Annotated in this window: 15 protein-coding genes; 1 reads left to right on the top strand and 14 read right to left on the bottom strand. The window is 50.2% G+C overall.

Features of this window, described 5'->3' with window-relative positions; translation table 11 throughout:
• Positions 1-50: 50 nt before the first annotated feature.
• The 6 genes from AB3N00_RS20180 to AB3N00_RS20205 form a co-directional block, all read right to left on the bottom strand.
• Positions 51-1,271: an FtsW/RodA/SpoVE family cell cycle protein gene (locus AB3N00_RS20180; protein WP_413036185.1), complete on the bottom strand. Its 1,221-nt coding sequence runs from the start codon at positions 1,269-1,271 to the stop codon at positions 51-53.
• 244 nt (positions 1,272-1,515) lie between these two features.
• Positions 1,516-2,736, bottom strand: coding sequence for an FtsW/RodA/SpoVE family cell cycle protein (locus tag AB3N00_RS20185; RefSeq protein WP_413036186.1), 1,221 nt, complete (start codon positions 2,734-2,736; stop codon positions 1,516-1,518).
• An 85-nt stretch (positions 2,737-2,821) separates the two neighbouring features.
• A complete protein-coding gene (gene prmC / locus AB3N00_RS20190; RefSeq protein WP_413036594.1) occupies positions 2,822-3,706 on the bottom strand; it encodes a peptide chain release factor N(5)-glutamine methyltransferase in 885 nt (294 codons plus the stop codon).
• A 25-nt stretch (positions 3,707-3,731) separates the two neighbouring features.
• Positions 3,732-4,799 carry a peptide chain release factor 1 gene (gene prfA / locus AB3N00_RS20195; protein ID WP_095291198.1) on the bottom strand — a complete coding sequence of 356 codons (1,068 nt, stop codon included), beginning with the start codon at positions 4,797-4,799 and terminating at the stop codon, positions 3,732-3,734.
• Positions 4,800-5,338: 539 nt separating this feature from the next.
• Positions 5,339-6,439: a redox-regulated ATPase YchF gene (ychF, locus tag AB3N00_RS20200; RefSeq protein ID WP_413036187.1), complete on the bottom strand. Its 1,101-nt coding sequence runs from the start codon at positions 6,437-6,439 to the stop codon at positions 5,339-5,341.
• 110 nt (positions 6,440-6,549) lie between these two features.
• Positions 6,550-7,020, bottom strand: a complete 471-nt coding sequence (locus AB3N00_RS20205; protein ID WP_413036188.1) for a GNAT family N-acetyltransferase — start codon at positions 7,018-7,020, stop codon at positions 6,550-6,552.
• Positions 7,021-7,171: 151 nt separating this feature from the next.
• Between AB3N00_RS20205 and AB3N00_RS20210 the strand changes: the two genes are divergently transcribed.
• On the top strand, positions 7,172-7,606 hold the full coding sequence (locus AB3N00_RS20210; protein ID WP_413036189.1) for a hypothetical protein: 435 nt from the start codon (positions 7,172-7,174) through the stop codon (positions 7,604-7,606).
• Between the two features lie 85 nt (positions 7,607-7,691).
• Here the strand turns inward: AB3N00_RS20210 and fni are convergent, their stop codons facing one another.
• From fni to AB3N00_RS20250, 8 genes are all read right to left on the bottom strand, one after another.
• Positions 7,692-8,759 (bottom strand): type 2 isopentenyl-diphosphate Delta-isomerase, encoded by a 1,068-nt coding sequence (gene fni / locus AB3N00_RS20215; RefSeq protein ID WP_413036190.1) that lies wholly within the window; start codon positions 8,757-8,759, stop codon positions 7,692-7,694.
• Between the two features lie 217 nt (positions 8,760-8,976).
• Complete coding sequence (locus tag AB3N00_RS20220) at positions 8,977-10,458, bottom strand: phytoene desaturase family protein (RefSeq protein WP_413036191.1); 1,482 nt, start codon at positions 10,456-10,458, stop codon at positions 8,977-8,979.
• The gene (locus tag AB3N00_RS20225; protein ID WP_413036192.1) at positions 10,455-11,603 is read right to left on the bottom strand and encodes a glycosyltransferase; all 1,149 of its coding nucleotides are present in this window, start codon (positions 11,601-11,603) and stop codon (positions 10,455-10,457) included. The genes AB3N00_RS20220 and AB3N00_RS20225 overlap by 4 nt, the downstream gene beginning before the upstream one ends.
• Positions 11,604-11,605: 2 nt before the next feature.
• Positions 11,606-12,367: a lysophospholipid acyltransferase family protein gene (locus AB3N00_RS20230; RefSeq protein WP_413036193.1), complete on the bottom strand. Its 762-nt coding sequence runs from the start codon at positions 12,365-12,367 to the stop codon at positions 11,606-11,608.
• The gene (locus AB3N00_RS20235) at positions 12,336-13,103 is read right to left on the bottom strand and encodes a carotenoid biosynthesis protein (protein ID WP_413036194.1); all 768 of its coding nucleotides are present in this window, start codon (positions 13,101-13,103) and stop codon (positions 12,336-12,338) included. The genes AB3N00_RS20230 and AB3N00_RS20235 overlap by 32 nt, the downstream gene beginning before the upstream one ends.
• Positions 13,103-13,975: a phytoene/squalene synthase family protein gene (locus AB3N00_RS20240; protein WP_413036195.1), complete on the bottom strand. Its 873-nt coding sequence runs from the start codon at positions 13,973-13,975 to the stop codon at positions 13,103-13,105. The genes AB3N00_RS20235 and AB3N00_RS20240 overlap by 1 nt, the downstream gene beginning before the upstream one ends.
• The gene (locus AB3N00_RS20245) at positions 13,972-15,435 is read right to left on the bottom strand and encodes a phytoene desaturase family protein (RefSeq protein ID WP_413036196.1); all 1,464 of its coding nucleotides are present in this window, start codon (positions 15,433-15,435) and stop codon (positions 13,972-13,974) included. The genes AB3N00_RS20240 and AB3N00_RS20245 overlap by 4 nt, the downstream gene beginning before the upstream one ends.
• Positions 15,432-16,982, bottom strand: coding sequence for a phytoene desaturase family protein (locus AB3N00_RS20250; RefSeq protein WP_413036197.1), 1,551 nt, complete (start codon positions 16,980-16,982; stop codon positions 15,432-15,434). Before AB3N00_RS20250 ends, AB3N00_RS20245 begins: the two co-directional genes overlap by 4 nt.
• Positions 16,983-17,194 lie beyond the last annotated feature (212 nt).

Consider the following 17,194-nt stretch of genomic DNA (forward strand, 5'->3'; position numbering starts at 1 on the left):
AACACTCTATTAATTTAAAGAATCTATTGATGTACAAAGCCATTTTTGAACTATACCGTTGTCTTTTCTCTCTTGAGCAGCTGCAATAATCGTTCTGGCAAACTCGGCTTTTGCTCTCCCAGAAGAAGTTCATCCTCCTCTTCCTGTCCATACAGCTTGATGCTCATAACCAGTCCGATACATGCCATATTAATGAGTAATGAAGTCCCTCCATAACTGATAAACGGAAGCGTAATACCCGTAAGCGGCATCAATCCGAGGAACGCGCCGATGTTTTCGAACACTTGGTAGAGCAGCATGCCGATAATGCCTACAATGATGACCGGCCCTGCCCGATCTTTGCACTCCAGACCAATCAGCACCATCCGATGGATCAGAATAAAGTAGAGCAGCAAGAGTACCGAGGCCCCAACAAAACCAAACTCCTCAGCTATAACGACAAATATGGAATCCGAATACGTATAAGGCACGCGTCCACTTTGCACGGAAGTACCTTGTAAATAACCTTTGCCAATGATGCCTCCTGAACCTATAGCCAAACCGGCATTTTTGGTATGCCACGTCGCTTTGGATGTGGCCTTTTCCGGTACAAGCCAAGGGTCAATCCGTTCCGCCCAATGCTCGCGGTCTACCTTTTCGAGAAAGGTGAAGATCTCCTCGTGATATGTCGTATACGCTTTGATGAAACCAAAAAAGGTCGTCCCAATAATCACAAGACCAATAATGGCGTGTTTCAGCTTGATATTACCGATCCAGAATACCGCCGCCAAGATGACCACGTAACCCAAGGCGTTGCCCAAATCATTTTGAATCATGACGAGTGCAAACGGAACGAACGCCCAACATCCGATGGGAACGATATCTCTCCAGAAACCAAGCGTGTTTCTCTGGCGCTTCACAAGCAAATGTGCGAGAAATAGGATCAAGATCATCTTGAACAACTCCGCAGGTTGAAACGAAAGATTGTCCCCAAGCTTAATCCAGCCATTGGCATTATTAATCGGTCCCCCCACAAAGTTGACGAGAACAAGCAGAACGATTCCTATGCCATACAAATAAAATGCATATTTCACGTACAACTTGTAATTCACCAATCCGATGCCCACCACGGCAACGAAGCCTGCGATATAAAACAACAAGGTCTTGATATGATGTTTGGCCAATGTGGAATCCGTCTGCGTACCACTGTAAATGGCAAACACACTGACGATCATCAGCAGTAACAGTACAAAAAGGATGACGCCATCCATCTTTTTCAGCATTCTTAACATGATTCCATCCGACCTCCCGGATACTAAATCCTCATTTACCAAATTAACTCAATATTTCCATTGTATAAAATCGGGAGTTAAAATGGAAATTTTTATTGTCATGAGGAGGATGGGCCACAAACCACGAGCAAATATAGCAAGTACACAAAACAAAAACCCTGGAAGAGTCAGATCCAATTGGATTGAGCTTTTCCAGGGTTCTATTTCCCACTTGCCTTTTGTTTCCTGTACCCGGTCAAAGGAATTACTGTTCCTGCTGAGACGGTTTCCGTCTGAACAACTTCATGACCAGATCCGTAATGCCCGGTTGTTCGGCAGAACCGAGAATATCCTCGTTCTCTTCCGTGTGAACTTTGATACTCATCACAATACCCATACTGATCATGTTCAGCACGAGTGAGGTTCCGCCTGAACTGATAAACGGCAGCGTGATCCCGGTCAGCGGCATCAATCCAATGAACGGACCGATGTTGACAAAAATCTGATAGAGCAGCATCGCGATGATGCCGACAATAAGATAAGGCCCAGCACGATCCTTGCACTCCAGTGCAATCAGCACCAGCCGGTGTATGAGAATAAAGTAGAGCAGCAGTAACACCGAGGCGCCTACAAACCCGAACTCTTCCCCAATCTGTACAAAAATGGAGTCGGCATAGGCCAGCGGTACCCGATTCGACTGAATCGTTGTACCTTCCAAATAGCCTTTACCACTAATGCCGCCCGAACCAATCGCCAGCTTCGCGTTGTACGTCTGCCAGAGCACATCTCGGGAGGTCTGATCCGGCACCAGCCATGGGTCGAAACGATCGGCCCAGTGTGAACGGCCAATGTCCTTCAGAAACTTGACGATCTCATCATGATAGTGAATGTATGCCTGTGTTCCACCGACAAAGGCAGCGACGGCAATCATAAAACCAATGAGGGCATGACTGAATTTGATGTTGCCAATCCATAACAGTCCAACCAGAATGACTACATAACTCAGCGCGTTCCCCAAGTCATTCTGAAGCAACACAAGCAGCAAAGGTGGCAGAACACAGAGTGAGACCGGTACGACATCACGTCCAAAATAAAGCGGTCGGTTCTTCTTTCGGGCAAGCAGGGCCGATAAGAAGACAATGAGACAGAGCTTGAACAACTCCGCTGGCTGCAGACTGAAGCCAAAAATGGACAACCAGCCCTTGGCGCCATAATATTCCTGACCTATAAACATAACAAGAATAAGCAGCAGCATGCCTACTCCATAAATATATAAATAGTTTTTGATAATGACCTTGTAGTTGATCATCGATATTCCAAAAAAGATGACGAAACCTAAAATATAAAAGATAACAGCGTTTCTCGTGAGCCCCTCCAGCTTCGGACGGCCAAAGGTCGTACTATAAATGGACAAAATACTGATGACCATCAGGATCAGTAATATGAACACAATCGAGTAGTCTATCTTTTTAAATTTATGCAGCATGTAGTTATGTTCCCCCAAGCATTCAGCAATCTTCGGTATATCCCATTGTAGAGGATTTCACGGCAAAAAGGAAACCCGCGGAACCTTACACTTTCGTCACCTGTTCCGAAGTACGAACACCCAGGACATGCCGCTCGATCCCGGCAAGGTCCGGGACAATGATAATTTCCGGCCAATGTCCGGCCGATTCAAGCAATGCTGCGATGTCGCGAGCCTGCCCCTGACCCAGCTCAAATCCAATCACCTGAGGCGGCGCAGGCAGCAGCGCCAACTGCTCCAGCATGACGCGGTACGGCGCAAGTCCGTCCGGACCGCCGTCCAGTGCCGTGCGCGGCTCATGATCGCGCACCTCGGGCTGCAGCCCGGCGATGTCGTCCGCCGGGATATAAGGCGGGTTGGACACCAGAATGTCCACCCGCACCCCGGCGAACGGGGCCAGCAGATCGCCTTCGCGGAAGTCGATCTGTACCCCGTTCGCGGCCGCGTTCCGCGCGGCCACTTCCAGCGCCGCCGCCGAGATATCTCCGGCGCCGACCTGCCAGCGCGGGCGCTGCGAGGCGATCGTCACTGCGATAGCCCCGCTGCCCGTGCCAATATCGACGGCGAGCGGAGCGCCGTCAGGAAAGACGCGGTCCCCTTCGCGCAGCACAGCCTCGACCAGCAGCTCGGTCTCCGGCCGTGGAATCAGCACGGCCGGCGTGACCTCGAACGGCAGCCCGTAGAATTCCTGGCTGCCGATGATGTACTGCGCCGGCTCACCCGCAGCCTTGCGCGTGACCGCGTCTTCCCAGCGGCTGCGAAGCTCGCTGGGAAAGGGATCCGGCTGCATCATGTAGTACGCGGCACCATAGGCGCCGAGCACATGCTCCAGCAGCAGCCGGGCATTATTCTGCGGCTCGTACACGCCGCACTTTTCCAAAAAAGAGGAAGCCTCCACGAAGGCTTCCCGACAGCTCTGTTCCGGCGTCATCACAAACTGCGCGCGGGTCACAGCATTATTCTCCTCTATCCATCATCTCCGTCTGCTCGGCAATCGTCAGTGCAGACAGGATTTCTTCAATCTCTCCGTTCATGACCTGATCCAGTTTGTGCATGGTCAAACCAATGCGGTGATCTGTCACACGGCTTTGAGGGAAGTTGTAGGTACGAATCCGTTCACTGCGGTCACCTGTACCCACTTTGCTTTTGCGTTCCCCAGCAATTTTCGCTTCTTCTTCCTGGCGCATCATATCGAAGATCCGGGTACGCAATACTTGCAGCGCTTTTTCCTTATTCGAGTTCTGCGATTTACCATCCTGACACGTTGCCACAATTCCGGTTGGCACATGCGTTACCCGTACAGCGGATTTTGTTGTATTAACCGATTGTCCGCCGGCACCGCTGGAACAGAACGTATCCACGCGGATGTCTTTGTCATGGATCTCAATATCGAAATCTTCAGCTTCAGGCATGACAGCTACTGTCGAAGTAGAGGTATGAATTCGTCCACCCGATTCGGTTGTCGGAATCCGTTGTACACGGTGTGCACCACTTTCGTATTTCATTTTGCTGTACGCACCGCGACCGTTAATCAGGAAGATAACCTCTTTGAATCCACCTACATCGTTCGTATTGGCATCCATCAGCTCCACGCGCCAGCCTTGATTATCAGCATAGCGTGTGTACATGCGGTACAGATCCGCTGCAAACAAAGCAGCTTCATCTCCGCCAGCCGCTCCGCGAATTTCCACGATGACGTTTTTGTCGTCATTCGGATCTTTTGGCAGCATGAGAACACGAATCAATTCGTCCAGTTCTTTCTGGCGAGCGCTCAGCTCCTCAATTTCCATTTTGACCATTTCGCGCATCTCGTCATCCAGCTTCTCGCCCTGCATTTCCTTGGCTGCTTCGAGATCCTGACTTACCTGTTTGTACTCATTGTAAGCTTCATACGTCGGCTGCAGATCCGATTGTTCTTTGGAATACTCCCGCAACTTTTTGTTATCACTAGCTACATCCGGGTCACACAGCAACTCGCTAAGCTTGTCATAACGGTCGGCTAATGCCTGTAATTTATCCAACATATATAGTCACCTCACGATTTATTTTTGGTTATTACGCTGTACATCGTTTCCGATAAGCGCTCCATGTTAATATCTATTTCATCTATATTTCATAACGCACAGGTTCTCAACAACATGACTGAACCCCTGACCGTAACATTCATTAATGACCGACGCACAACATCGCTACAACGTCATCAAATCCTTTACTTGTAAGTTATATAAAAGAGCCCATGCACCTTAAGCGGAATCCCGCTTTGGCCCTTCAAATGACGAGCCAAATCAACCTAGGTACACGACTCTTAATTATAGCATATTCTTATCACCCTGAACAGATGCTTTTCCACCTGCCTACGGGCTCTCTTAAGATTCATGCCCTCTTCCTCTATTATATCCACGTCTCGCAAACAATCCAGCAGAAACAGAGCAGAATTCATGTTAAATACCTTATTGGTTATTCAGCCTTCACATTCATCTAAATCAAAAACCCTGCCATCTTCATGGAGAAGATAGCAGGGCTGTACTTGTTTATCCTGTATTGCTTTGATTATTTATACGTTCTATACGTTGAAACGGAAATGCATAACATCGCCGTCATTCACAACGTACTCTTTACCTTCCAAACGAAGCTGCCCACGCTCTTTGGCACCGTTCATGGAACCAGCTGCAACCAGATCTTCGTAGGAAACGACCTCGGCACGGATGAATCCGCGCTCGAAGTCAGTGTGAATTACACCGGCTGCTCCTGGGGCTTTCGTGCCCTTGCGAATCGTCCACGCACGAACTTCCTGTACCCCTGCCGTGAAGTACGTGTACAGTCCCAGCAGTTTGTAAGCGGCTTTGATCAACAGGTTCAGACCGGAATCCTCGATACCGAGCTCTTCCAGGAACATTTGTTTATCTTCGCCTTCCAGCTCGGAAATTTCTTCTTCGACCTTCGCGCTGATCGGCACCACTTCTGCATTCTCAGCAGCTGCGAATTCTCTTACTTTTTGCACATAAGCATTGTTCGCCACTTCACCGATTTCATCCTCGGCTACGTTCGCTGCATACAGAACAGGCTTCAGGGTAAGCAAGTGCAGATCACGTACGATCAGACGCTCTTCGTCTGTCAATTCCATGCTGCGTGCTGGCTTATCTTCGTACAGAACAGCTTTCACTCTCTCCAGTACTTCCACTTCTTGAGCAGCCTGCTTATTGCCGCCCTTCATGTTTTTCTTGGAACGGTCGATTTTCTTCTCCACACTCTCGATATCGGCCAGGATCAGCTCCAGATTGATCGTCTGGATGTCGCTCACCGGGTCAATTTTTCCATCTACGTGTGTGATGTTCTCGTCGACAAAGCAGCGTACCACATGAACAATCGCATCTACTTCACGAATGTGGGCAAGAAACTTGTTACCCAAACCTTCGCCTTTACTTGCACCGCGTACAAGACCTGCGATATCTACAAACTCAAACGCCGTTGGAACCGTTTTTTTCGGTACAACAAGTTCTGTCAATTTGTCCAAACGCTCGTCCGGTACTTCAACGATCCCCACGTTAGGGTCAATCGTACAGAACGGATAGTTTGCCGACTCGGCACCTGCTTGTGTAATTGCGTTAAACAACGTAGATTTTCCGACGTTCGGAAGCCCTACAATTCCTGCTTTCAAAGCCATGTATATGACAACTCCTCATTCATTACTTGTTCGGTATGGATAATCCTATACATTATATATGACAAACCTCAAGGCATCAAGGAACTTCGGGATTTGGACTTACTGACGATTTACCCGTTCAATTCCTTGTACATCGTCAGATCCGTTACCTCATATCCCATCTTGCGATACAGGCTGCTCGCCCGCACATTATGTCCAAACACATGCAAACCAATTCGATTCACACCCAGACTCCGGGACGCTTGTTCAAGGGCATTCATCGTTTCGGTTCCATACCCTTTGCCCCGATGCGCTTCTTCGACGACAATGTCGAGCAAGAAGGCTTCCTTGCCGCGCCGATTGTCCGTAATGTTAAACCAGATATATCCCACATTGCCGTCCACCGGATGCACCAGGTTATAGATATAAGCTCCAGACGTATTGAGTCCTTCAGGCAAAAAGCGATCATAGGATGCCTCTGCAAGATCCTGCGCCTCTTCCGCCGCCCATGCTCCCGCTTCTACTTTCTCTTCTGCAAAATCCTTAATCGAACGCAAGCGAAAGCTCTCAAACTCTTGATCATTCATAGGTACAAGCTGCAAAGTGTCCCCTCCCGGGTTTATATTCTGTCTATCATTTTATACTATTGTAACTTTATATTTATGTATCTGCGTAAAGAAGTTATTGATATTTCCGCACAACTTTCAATAGTCTTGGTTCGTTTATTACCATAATGAAAGGAGTTGAATACGAATGGGCATGACCCGCCGTTCGCTACCTTGGCGAGTAATTATCCTCACAATCATCGTGATTGTGATAGGTTTGGTCGTTTATTTCAGCTTTCAGAACGCCTTTGACCTTTTCAGGAACTTTCGGGTCACCATAAATAATGAATCCGATTATGACATTGTATCCGTTAAAACAGGACTGGAAAAAGGAGACCATTCCAAAAATAACATTGAGGATGGGTCATTGTATATTCTGCAAAGGGATGTTCCCAGCGGTAAAAAGGTAAAGTTCGCTCCACAGCTAAACCTCTCTGGTGAAGGAGCGATCTATCTGGAATTCACCGACAATCAAGGTAAAACCCAGAACCATACCGTGTGCGGCTATACCGAATATTTATCCGGCAACTCCTATGTCACCATAACCAACGATAAGGTTTCTGTTGTAGAGGAGTGTATGTAAATACCCTGCATCTCAATAAATAAAACGGATGCTCAGAAGCATCCGTTTTTTATCCCACTCAAGTGCCAGTCAGAAACAAGGAACCTTACCGCCGCTCCACCAGCCTTGTCGTCTGCTGCAATTCTTCGATCTGTCCGGCACCGATGCCGAACATGACGGTACGCAGTTCGAATTCCACCTGCTCCAGCCGCCCATCCAGGGCTTCATCCGAAGCCACTGCAGATTCGAGCAAAGAGCGACCGAAACCTGCCAGGTCCGCACCCAGTGCAAGTGCCTTGGCTGCGTCCACGCCATTCTGTAATCCGCCGCTGCCAATCAGGACACCTTCCGGATTCAGTGCTCTGACTTCCCGGATGCACTCAGCTGTTGGAATGCCCCAATCTGCAAAGGCTTCGGCTGCAGCACGGCGTACCGGATTGTTGTTCCGGTATTTCTCCACCTGTACCCAGCTGGTGCCTCCTGCTCCGGCCACGTCAATAAATGCTGCACCCGCTTCATACAGCCTCTGCGCCGTGATTCCATCAATGCCCCAGCCTACTTCCTTCACCCCGACAGGTACATCCATTGTGCGGCACAAGTCTTCAATCCGGTTCAATAAACCACTGAAGTCCGTGTTGCCTTCCGGCTGGAAAATCTCCTGCAACCCGTTCAGATGCAGCACCAGCACATCGGCACCAGCTATCTCAACCGCACGCTGAAAGTCAGCGACGCTGAAGCCATAGTTCAGCTGCACTGCGCCCAGATTGGCAATCACCGGGATGTCAGGTGCCCAGCGCCGTACATCAAAGGTAGTCGCCAGGTCAGGTTGTTCCACTGCTGCCCGGATGGAACCTACACCAAGCGTCCAGCCTCTGGCATTGGCCACACGGGCAAGCCGTTCATTAATGGCACCTGTCGTTTTGCTTCCACCTGTCATCGAGCTGATGAGCAGAGGTGTACGAACCTTTTTCCCAAAAAACAATGTGTCCAGGCTTACCTCATCAAAATTCAGTTCAGGCAGGGGATTGTGACGAAATGCATACCGTTCCATTCCGCTCGTGATCCCTTCTCCTGCCACATTCTCCTCCAGACAGAGGCGCACATGCTCCAGCTTCCGTTCCCCCGTAGCCACCTCGGGAAGCAGCCGTTCGCCGGCCCGCTCTTGTTCATTCATGGTGAGACCCCCTTATGTGAGAAATTGCGCGGATGGACAGGGACCCCCTGCCGGTTCCGTTCAATAGGCTGTTCCGTTTTTTCCTTGCTTCTATGTAACGCACTTCTGCATGAATAGGATCTATAATAGCCATGGTTAAACACATACCGCGCGTCAACTCTACCCAGTATACCGTTCCCAACATGCTATTGAAAGGGCGCACCCGCCTATCTCCGATTCATCGTACGAGCTCGGATGCAAGCTGCTCGCCAACCAGCTGCCCGGATAGCGTCACAATGGGTGTCCCGCCTCCCGGATGTGTCGTTCCACCCACATACCACAGCCCCTCTACATCCTTGCTTTTGTTACCCGGGCGTGAGAAGGTCTGCTTCACAGAGTTGGATGATATGCCGTAGATTGACCCTTGATGAGCCAATGTATCGCGCTCGATATGTTGAGGCGTGTACCGAATCAGCACATCAGACTGTTTGAGCCCCGTGATTCCCCGCTGTGCCAGCTTATCCAGTACAATCTCACCGTAGCGTTCCGTTTGCTCATCCCAGTTCCAAGCATCCGTCAGATACGGAGCATTTACCAATATGAACAGATTACTCGCCCCTGCCGGAGCCATGCCCGCTTCGGAATAGCCGGAATAACAAATGTAGATTGTCGGATCAAGCGGCATCCTGCGTTCACGAAAGATATGGTTAAACTCCGGCTCATACTGATCCGGAAAAAAAACAGTATGGTGCAGCAGGGAATCATACTGCCGCCGCACTCCAGCCAGAGTTACAAATCCGGATATGGAAGGCTCATACTTGCGAATCCGGTCATCACTCATCTGTTTCCGATGCTCCGGTGCCAGCAGGAGACGATTCACACTGAGCACATCGCCGTTAGCAACAACCTGATCGGCTTCCCGGAAGCCCTGATCTGTGTCCACACCTAAGACTTTGCCATTTCGAACAACTATATGCCGGACCTCCGTGCCCTTAACAATCTCTACTCCTTTTTCCCGGGCAAGCTTTGTCATGGCAGCTATCAGCTGATAGGTCCCGCCTTTCACACCATAAACGCCCTCACCCGCCTCTACATGGCCCATCATGGCGAAGATGGATGGTGCCTGATAAGGTGATGAGCCGACATAGGTCGCATAACGTCCAAACATTGCCAGGGTATGCGGATGACTGAAATAGGATCGCAGAAGCTGATTCAGCTTCACGGTCGGCCGCACCCGCAGCAAACTGCGCAGCATCTGAAGATTGTATTTGTCTTTGGCGGTCAGCAGCAGTTTGCCAAGAAAATGGCGGCTCGCTTCTGCATAGAGAGCTGCTGACTCATCCATAAATGCATCATAACGGAGTGCATCCTCGGGGCTGTAAGTTGCGATCTGTTCCTCCATCCACTCCCGCTTTCCGGACAGATCCACCACGGTACCATCAGCAAACACATTGCGTGTGCGTGGCTCCAGCTCGTACAGCTGGACGTAATCTTCCATTTCCACCCCCGCATGCTCAAAGACAGAGCGGAAAGCGGATGGCATCGTAATGGTGCTGGGACCACGGTCAAAATGATATCCGCCCTGTAGCACCTGCTGCAGCTTGCCTCCTTCGTGTGCCTGCCGCTCCAGCATGGTTACCTGTATGCCTTGTGAAGCAAGGCGAATGGCACAGGACAAGCCTCCAAACCCAGCGCCGACAATGACGACTTTTCTGCTCAACTATACCGCCTGCCTTTCCATACATACCCTTTACCTGAACGGCCTGCCCGCCAGGAAGCCATTCCAATGGCAATGACACAGGACATGCTAATAGGTTGCAAACATGCAAGCCACCACGGCTGCCCGCCCGCTTGATCTGCCACCCTTTTCACTCCCATGCCCAGCAGCGTGCCGATGAGTCCATATATAATGGATGTAGAACTGCCTGAAAATAATCCGAAAACGAGTCCTATTGGAGGTACAAGGTACATGACTGTATACATCAACAGGATGCCCAACAGGAGCACATCCCTGCGTCCTGTGCCCTCGTACATGTTTTTCTTATAACCGTTCCATACCTCTGAGCCGTTCTGATACATTCGTGTGCTGACCAATTCATGCACATCAACCAGCATGACCGGATGGCCTGCGCGCTTGATCGCTTTTGCCAGACTCATGTCATCCACCAGGTCTCCCTGAATGGCTGCATGACCACCTGAAGCTTCGTAACTTGAACGATGAATCAGCAGGAATGCTCCCGTTGCGGCAACAAATAACGGACTGGAAGACCTGCGTACCATGAAAATCGGAAGATGACTGATGATCGTAAATACCATCATGGGAACGACAAGCTTCTCCATCCACGTCTTCGCCACCTGATAGGGGAACCCTGTCACAAGACCTCTTCCCTGATCACATCCGGCAGCGACAGTTTGCCGTATCGCCTCTGGTTCCAGTCGCACATCCGCATCAACGAACATAAACCATTCACCTTTGGCCTCCTGAACGAGTTGGTGACACGCATGTGACTTGCCCATCCACCCTGCCGGGGGTTCGGCTCCACCCAGCAATCGCACACGTGCATCCCGATTCGCAATTGCCTGAACGATGGATGCCGTCTCATCTTCCGAGCGATCATCCAGCACCAGCACTTCCATCCGGAAGCCGGATGTATCACTTGCAAGCACACTCTCCAGACATCCCTTAATATGTAGTTTCTCATTACGAGCCGGAATCAAGACAGATACGAGTGTATCCGGGTGCAGCAACCGGTTTGCAGGGAACGAGCGGATCTTGGGAAGACAGGTTACATTCCAGAGCGCAAAAATCAATTGCACACCTAGCACAGACGTCAAAATGATCCATAATATCTCAGATGCACTCATCGTTAACGGATTCCCCGCTTTCGTGCCGCATCGTATTTTTCACTCGTTGATCGTCCGTTACGAATCAGGGAGATTGCTCCCGGCAAACTTCCTTGTCCATTGCGCACCAACTCAGACTTGTGATTGTCTAACTGCTGCTCCAGCACAAGACCCAGTCTGACCGCAATCTCTTCACTCTTCCACACACTCCAATCTTCCATTATAGGCGTACCGGCCACCATCGATATCTCCGGCAAATCATGCTGAACCATGCCATGACACAGGGTTACAGGTACAGCCAGCGTCTGGGGAGAACGACGAAGCAGTAATCCGATGCCAGGGCGAAACCGAATGGGCCTTGCATCCTGGTGCAGAATTTCGCCTTGGGGAAAGATCCACACTCTCTTCCCCGACTGAAGCAGCCCCGTTGTATATTGCATGGTCTTCCGGATTGCAGTAACACTCTCCTTGTTAATGGAGTAAGCGCCCAATTTGCGAAAGAAGGCATATTGCTGCAGCTGCTGCTCTTCCATCATGACATAATGATCCCCTGCGGAAGTCCGGATCGCTGCGTGATAGAGTAACAGGCCATCCCACCAGGAACTGTGGTTCATGAAATAAAGGACGGATTGATTCGGTGCTATGGACAAGCCGGTTTTGCCGTCAAGCTGTGGGTCCAATGTCCCCGTAAGCGTGAACGAACGAAAGCGCCGACGCAGCAAATAATACTGATTGTATAAGTAGAACACTCGGTTAAACTGTTTTGATTTTACGGCGGGAATCATTCAGCCAGCTCCCTTCTGCAAGCAGCACGCCCACAAGCGCAATGATGAAACTGCCTGTGATGCCTTCTTTCAATGCAAGCAGACCGAATAACAGGATGAACAGCTGGTACACCCACTTGGCTCGCAGCAACGAATGGCGGTCAGCAGGCATGGCTGGAAGAAAGAGCGACAGAAACGCACCCATAATGAACCAACTGATGTAATTGGTCCAGGGAACACCATAGAATCCGCCGGGTGCTTCCCAATGCCAGAAACCTCTCGCATGCGCAACCGGATCAAGCACCAGATCAAGCACAATAGCCCAGAATCCGGTCTTGACCGCCCGAACCAGCTTCCCGGTCCAGCCTGAACCGCCGCCGCTTAGCAGAGCAGAGTTTCCGACTACTGCAATCCAGGCAAAGCCTAGGGTCAACGGTACACTGAACAGATGAATGCCGAAAAAGTCTGAGTAGCCATATTCCCCAAAGGGCCATTTCGTATGGACACCAACCCACTCCACACCCATGCCACCCAGCCACAGGATGGCAGAAGCCACCCAGAGTCCTGGTTCCTTCCATATGACTGACCGGTCGGACATTTCTGTTCTTTTCCGCCCCTGATAGATCAGATCCAGCACACAAAGTGCATAGAAAACAAGAAACAGACCGTTGGAAAAAGATAATATGTCAGGGACTCCGATGGTGAGCATCAGTGTTGCCCCAATGACGTACCATGCCCAATACAAAACCTGAATCATCAGGAAACCGCCGTACGCGAAGCATGATAGGCCAATACCGGATACCGTTTCACAATAGCACCGAGCATCTCCAGTTTCAGCTCATCGGTCACAAAGGCCCGTTTGTTATATACGTCATAGTCGTTACGTTCTACCGCGTGCAAGATGGTGGAGTAAAAGGCAGCCGCCAGTTCGATGGCAAATGCACTTTCCGCAGGGTAGGTCTCCAGCCGATCCATGCCAAGCCTGAACCACTCCAATGCTGATGTTTTTAATTCCTGAATGATTGCTACAAACCGTTCGTCCACAATGCCCTCTGCCCAGTCCTGTTCGGAGTAGCCATGTTTCTCCATGATTTCGAGGGGTACATAACGACGTGCTCTTGCCCGGTCTTCACCTACATCACGAATAATGTTTACGATCTGCATTCCCTTGCCAAGTGCAATGCCGTTCACGGCCACTTCCGCGCCATTATCATCCCGCAGCACAGGCAGCAGCATTTCACCTACCGTTCCGGCAACGAGATAGCAGTAATGTTCGAGATCTTTCATCGTCCCGTAATGGGTTACCTCAAGATCGGTCATTTGTCCATCCATCTGGCGGAAGAAAGGCCCCTTGTCCAGGTGAGGGAAATTAGAAAACAGCCATCTCAATGCGGGCCAGATAAAGTGGCCTTCCGCCTTTTCCAGATGTTCAAAACGATCACGAATTTCATGTATGGTATACATCGACTTTTCCGGCTCATCCACACTGTCATCAATGATGCGGCAGAACGCATAGATCACATATACTGCTTCACGACGCGGACTGGGCAAACCTCTGAAGGCTTGATAAAAAGAAGAAGACCCCTTTTGCATCAACGCTTCGCACCTGTTCAAAATCGTTTCATTCATGTTCCCATCTCCTTCATGAGTAGATTAACGGCCATGCGCGCACTTTGCATCACGATTGGGACTCCGCCTCCGGGATGGACCGACGCCCCTACTGCGTACAATCCGCTTATTGCCGGGAATGGTTTCGGCTGTGGCCGATATACACCCGATTGAAACAGGATAGGCGCAATACCGAAACTGCCTCCGCCGTAAAGTCCGTCACGCTCGGCATCTGCTGGCGTACGTACCTTCTTCCATCTAATCGCTGCACGAAGCCCCGGGAACCCACGTTGCTCTGCTTCTTCCAGGACCCGATCGGCCAGTGCATCACTTTCCGTTGACCAGTCCACCCCTTCAGCATCTGGCACCGGTATGAGAAAATATAATACACTTTGGCCCGCCGGAGCAGCAGATTCGTCCACAGCAACCGGGTTAAATACATAAAACGAAGACTTTGCCGGAATACGGCGCTGATTGAACACTTCCCGCAAGCTTGCATCGAGACTCGGTGGCAGGAAAAATTGATGCGTGGTTGCATCCTCCCAGGTCTTGTCGACACCAGCATAAATTAATACACAACCGGAAGAGGGCTGATACGGCTTTTTTTTGATTGCTGCTTCAGGCATGTCGCCAAGCAAGCCCTTTAAATGGGGGAAATCCCCATTATAGATGACTGCATTCACATCTTCAGTACCTGCTGCCGTTTCAATACCTTGGCAGACGCCATCTTGAATACGGAGCCCAGTCACTTCCGTGTTCAGCACGACACGCCCCCCGCGCGCAATCAGTTCTGATTCCAGAATCGAGGGTAATGCAGCATACCCACCCTTCACCATCCAGATTCCATATTCATGTTCCGCGTAGGGAAGAAGAGAGTATATTCCCGGAGTACCAAACGGCGATCCTCCGATATACAGGCTCTGAAGAGAATAGGCATCAAGCAGTTCTTCATGATGAAAATAATCTCCTACAGCTTTACGTACACTTTTGTGTGCACGCAGCCTGCCCATCAGGGACAGGAGAGACGGTGTGAAAAAATCCCTTTTCCGTGGAAAAGCTCTTTCCAGAAAAGCAGATCGTCCTGCCGGAAACAGCGTATCCATGTCCTTCATGAATTTCGTAAATCCCCGGCTCTCTCCCGGGAATAACCGCTCAATCTCCTCAGCCTGCTGCCTTCGGTCTGTCATCTTGGTCATGACGCGTCCGCTGCTATAATGGACCCTGTATAACGGATCACAGCGCAGCAGTTCCACCTTGGAGCGGTCCACACCGGCCTCCTCCAGAATGCCATGCAGCATGTCAGGCAGGAGTACGATCGTCGGGCCTTGGTCAATGCGATACTCCCCGTTTTGTTCATAGCCAATGCGCCCGCCAACTCGGGTACCCCGTTCGTATACCGTTACGTCCCAGCCTTGCCGATTCAGCAAAAGTGCCGAGGTCAGTCCGCCAATGCCTGCCCCTACAATGGCTGCCCGCTTCATGAATGGCCTCCGGCTTCAGCGGTCTTCACATATGAGGATCGATTTGAACGGGTTCTGGCATCCTCTTCCTGAATCAGCCTGACACTGATTCGAGCGGACTCGAATATGGTAGGCAGGCCGCTGCCCGGATGGGTTCCGCCACCCACCAGCCATACCCTTTTCAATTCTTCAAACTGGTTATGCGGGCGAAGATACATCATCTGACCCAGATTATGAGCCATGTTAAACGTTGCCCCGCGGTATACATCCAGTTCATTTTCCCAATCCAGCGGGGTAAACATCATGGATTCTTCTATACGGCTCCGAATGTCAGCCAGCTCGGGGATCGCTTCAAGCCGCTGCATCATTGCCTCGCGTACATTCTCTCGTTCCACTTCCCAGTCGATGTCCCCCGTAAGGTTCGGAGAAGGCATAAGCACGTATAATGCAGATTTTCCTGCAGGGGCAAGCGTCGAATCGAGCTTGGAAGGGTTATGAATATATAGAGACGGGTCAGCGGACAGCACTTTATGCTTCGTGATCTCATCGACGTTCAGTCGGTAATCTTCGGGAAAATAGATAGAGTGATGCGGCAGGTCAATCTCGCCGTCTACTCCTAGATAGAGCATCGCGGTGGAACAGGAGTATTTTTTGCGTTTCATTTTCTCCGGCGTATATTTCTTAAGCACACCCGGTTCAAACAGATGGTTCACCGCATGTGCAAAGTCTGCATTAACGACCACATGATCCGCTTCAATGCGTTCACCGTTCTCAAGCAACAACCCTTCAGCTCGGCCATTACGAACGATAACCTGTTTAACCGGGCATGATGTATGTATTCGTCCTCCATACTCTTTTACAATGTCAGCCATCGCTTGAAATACACGATTCACGCCGCCAATCGGATGAAACAGTCCATAGTGGTGCTCAATGAATGATAGAATCGTGAATGTTCCCGGACAATCCCAGGCAGACATCCCCAGATATTTGGACTGAAAAGTAAAGGCCCAGCGCAATCGCTCGTCCGTAAAATAACGGGACAGGATGCCGTAAACCGTATTGTTCACATCCAGCTTCGGAAGAGCCGTTACAGCGTCCTTGCGCAGATAGTCTGTCAGCTTGCCAAAGGGCCTGCGCAGCAAGGGCATGACTTTGCCGAACTTGATCTCCTCTTCCTGCATAAACCTGAGATAATTGTCCTCATTGCCGGGGAACAATTCCTTGATCTGAGCAGCGGTATCCTCACGGTTGCGGGAAGGCGTGAATACCTTATCGCCAAAGTTCAGGGCATATAAGGGAGTCAGCTCCTTCAGATCCACATAATCGGATAGTTTGCGTCCCACAACGTCAAACATCTCTTCAAGCAGCTCGGGCATCATCAGAAAAGTCGCACCCCGGTCGAAGCGATACTCACCGAGCTCCAGTCTGGCAGAGCGTCCACCGATCACTGGCTGTTTCTCATAAACGTCGACTTCATATCCCTGACCGGATAATAACATGGCCGCTGCAAGTCCGCCTGGACCAGCACCAATAACAGCTGCACGTTTACGTTGCTGATTAGATATCATGCCAACTCACCTTTCTTATGGTCAAAAACATACTTCCTACGTCCCTAACCTATTATTAAACCGCTGGGGAACCATCGAAGCGGATATCACCCAAAACCTTATACAAATATAATACAAATATTATACGAACTTGTAAACAAGAATATGACTCGTGGGTCAAATGATAAAAAACTTAACAACAATATCAAAAAAGGACACCCCTTGCGCTCTTG

Origin of the sequence: Paenibacillus xylanilyticus (genome assembly GCF_047246825.1) — a bacterium.
Taxonomy (GTDB): Bacteria; Bacillota; Bacilli; order Paenibacillales; family Paenibacillaceae; genus Paenibacillus; species Paenibacillus xylanilyticus_B.

Excerpts from the sequence above, each read along its gene's own strand:
- AB3N00_RS20225 (WP_413036192.1), bottom strand. The coding sequence starts at position 11,603 with ATGAGTGCATCTGAGATATTATGGATCATTTTGACGTCTGTGCTAGGT.
- AB3N00_RS20230 (WP_413036193.1), bottom strand. The coding sequence starts at position 12,367 with ATGATTCCCGCCGTAAAATCAAAACAGTTTAACCGAGTGTTCTACTTA.
- AB3N00_RS20235 (WP_413036194.1), bottom strand. The coding sequence starts at position 13,103 with ATGATTCAGGTTTTGTATTGGGCATGGTACGTCATTGGGGCAACACTG.
- AB3N00_RS20210 (WP_413036189.1), top strand. The coding sequence starts at position 7,172 with ATGGGCATGACCCGCCGTTCGCTACCTTGGCGAGTAATTATCCTCACA.
- ychF (WP_413036187.1), bottom strand. The coding sequence starts at position 6,439 with ATGGCTTTGAAAGCAGGAATTGTAGGGCTTCCGAACGTCGGAAAATCT.
- AB3N00_RS20180 (WP_413036185.1), bottom strand. The coding sequence starts at position 1,271 with ATGTTAAGAATGCTGAAAAAGATGGATGGCGTCATCCTTTTTGTACTG.
- prfA (WP_095291198.1), bottom strand. The coding sequence starts at position 4,799 with ATGTTGGATAAATTACAGGCATTAGCCGACCGTTATGACAAGCTTAGC.
- AB3N00_RS20240 (WP_413036195.1), bottom strand. The coding sequence starts at position 13,975 with ATGAATGAAACGATTTTGAACAGGTGCGAAGCGTTGATGCAAAAGGGG.
- AB3N00_RS20185 (WP_413036186.1), bottom strand. The coding sequence starts at position 2,736 with ATGCTGCATAAATTTAAAAAGATAGACTACTCGATTGTGTTCATATTA.
- fni (WP_413036190.1), bottom strand. The coding sequence starts at position 8,759 with ATGAATGAACAAGAGCGGGCCGGCGAACGGCTGCTTCCCGAGGTGGCT.
- AB3N00_RS20245 (WP_413036196.1), bottom strand. The coding sequence starts at position 15,435 with ATGAAGCGGGCAGCCATTGTAGGGGCAGGCATTGGCGGACTGACCTCG.
- prmC (WP_413036594.1), bottom strand. The coding sequence starts at position 3,706 with ATGACGCCGGAACAGAGCTGTCGGGAAGCCTTCGTGGAGGCTTCCTCT.
- AB3N00_RS20250 (WP_413036197.1), bottom strand. The coding sequence starts at position 16,982 with ATGATATCTAATCAGCAACGTAAACGTGCAGCTGTTATTGGTGCTGGT.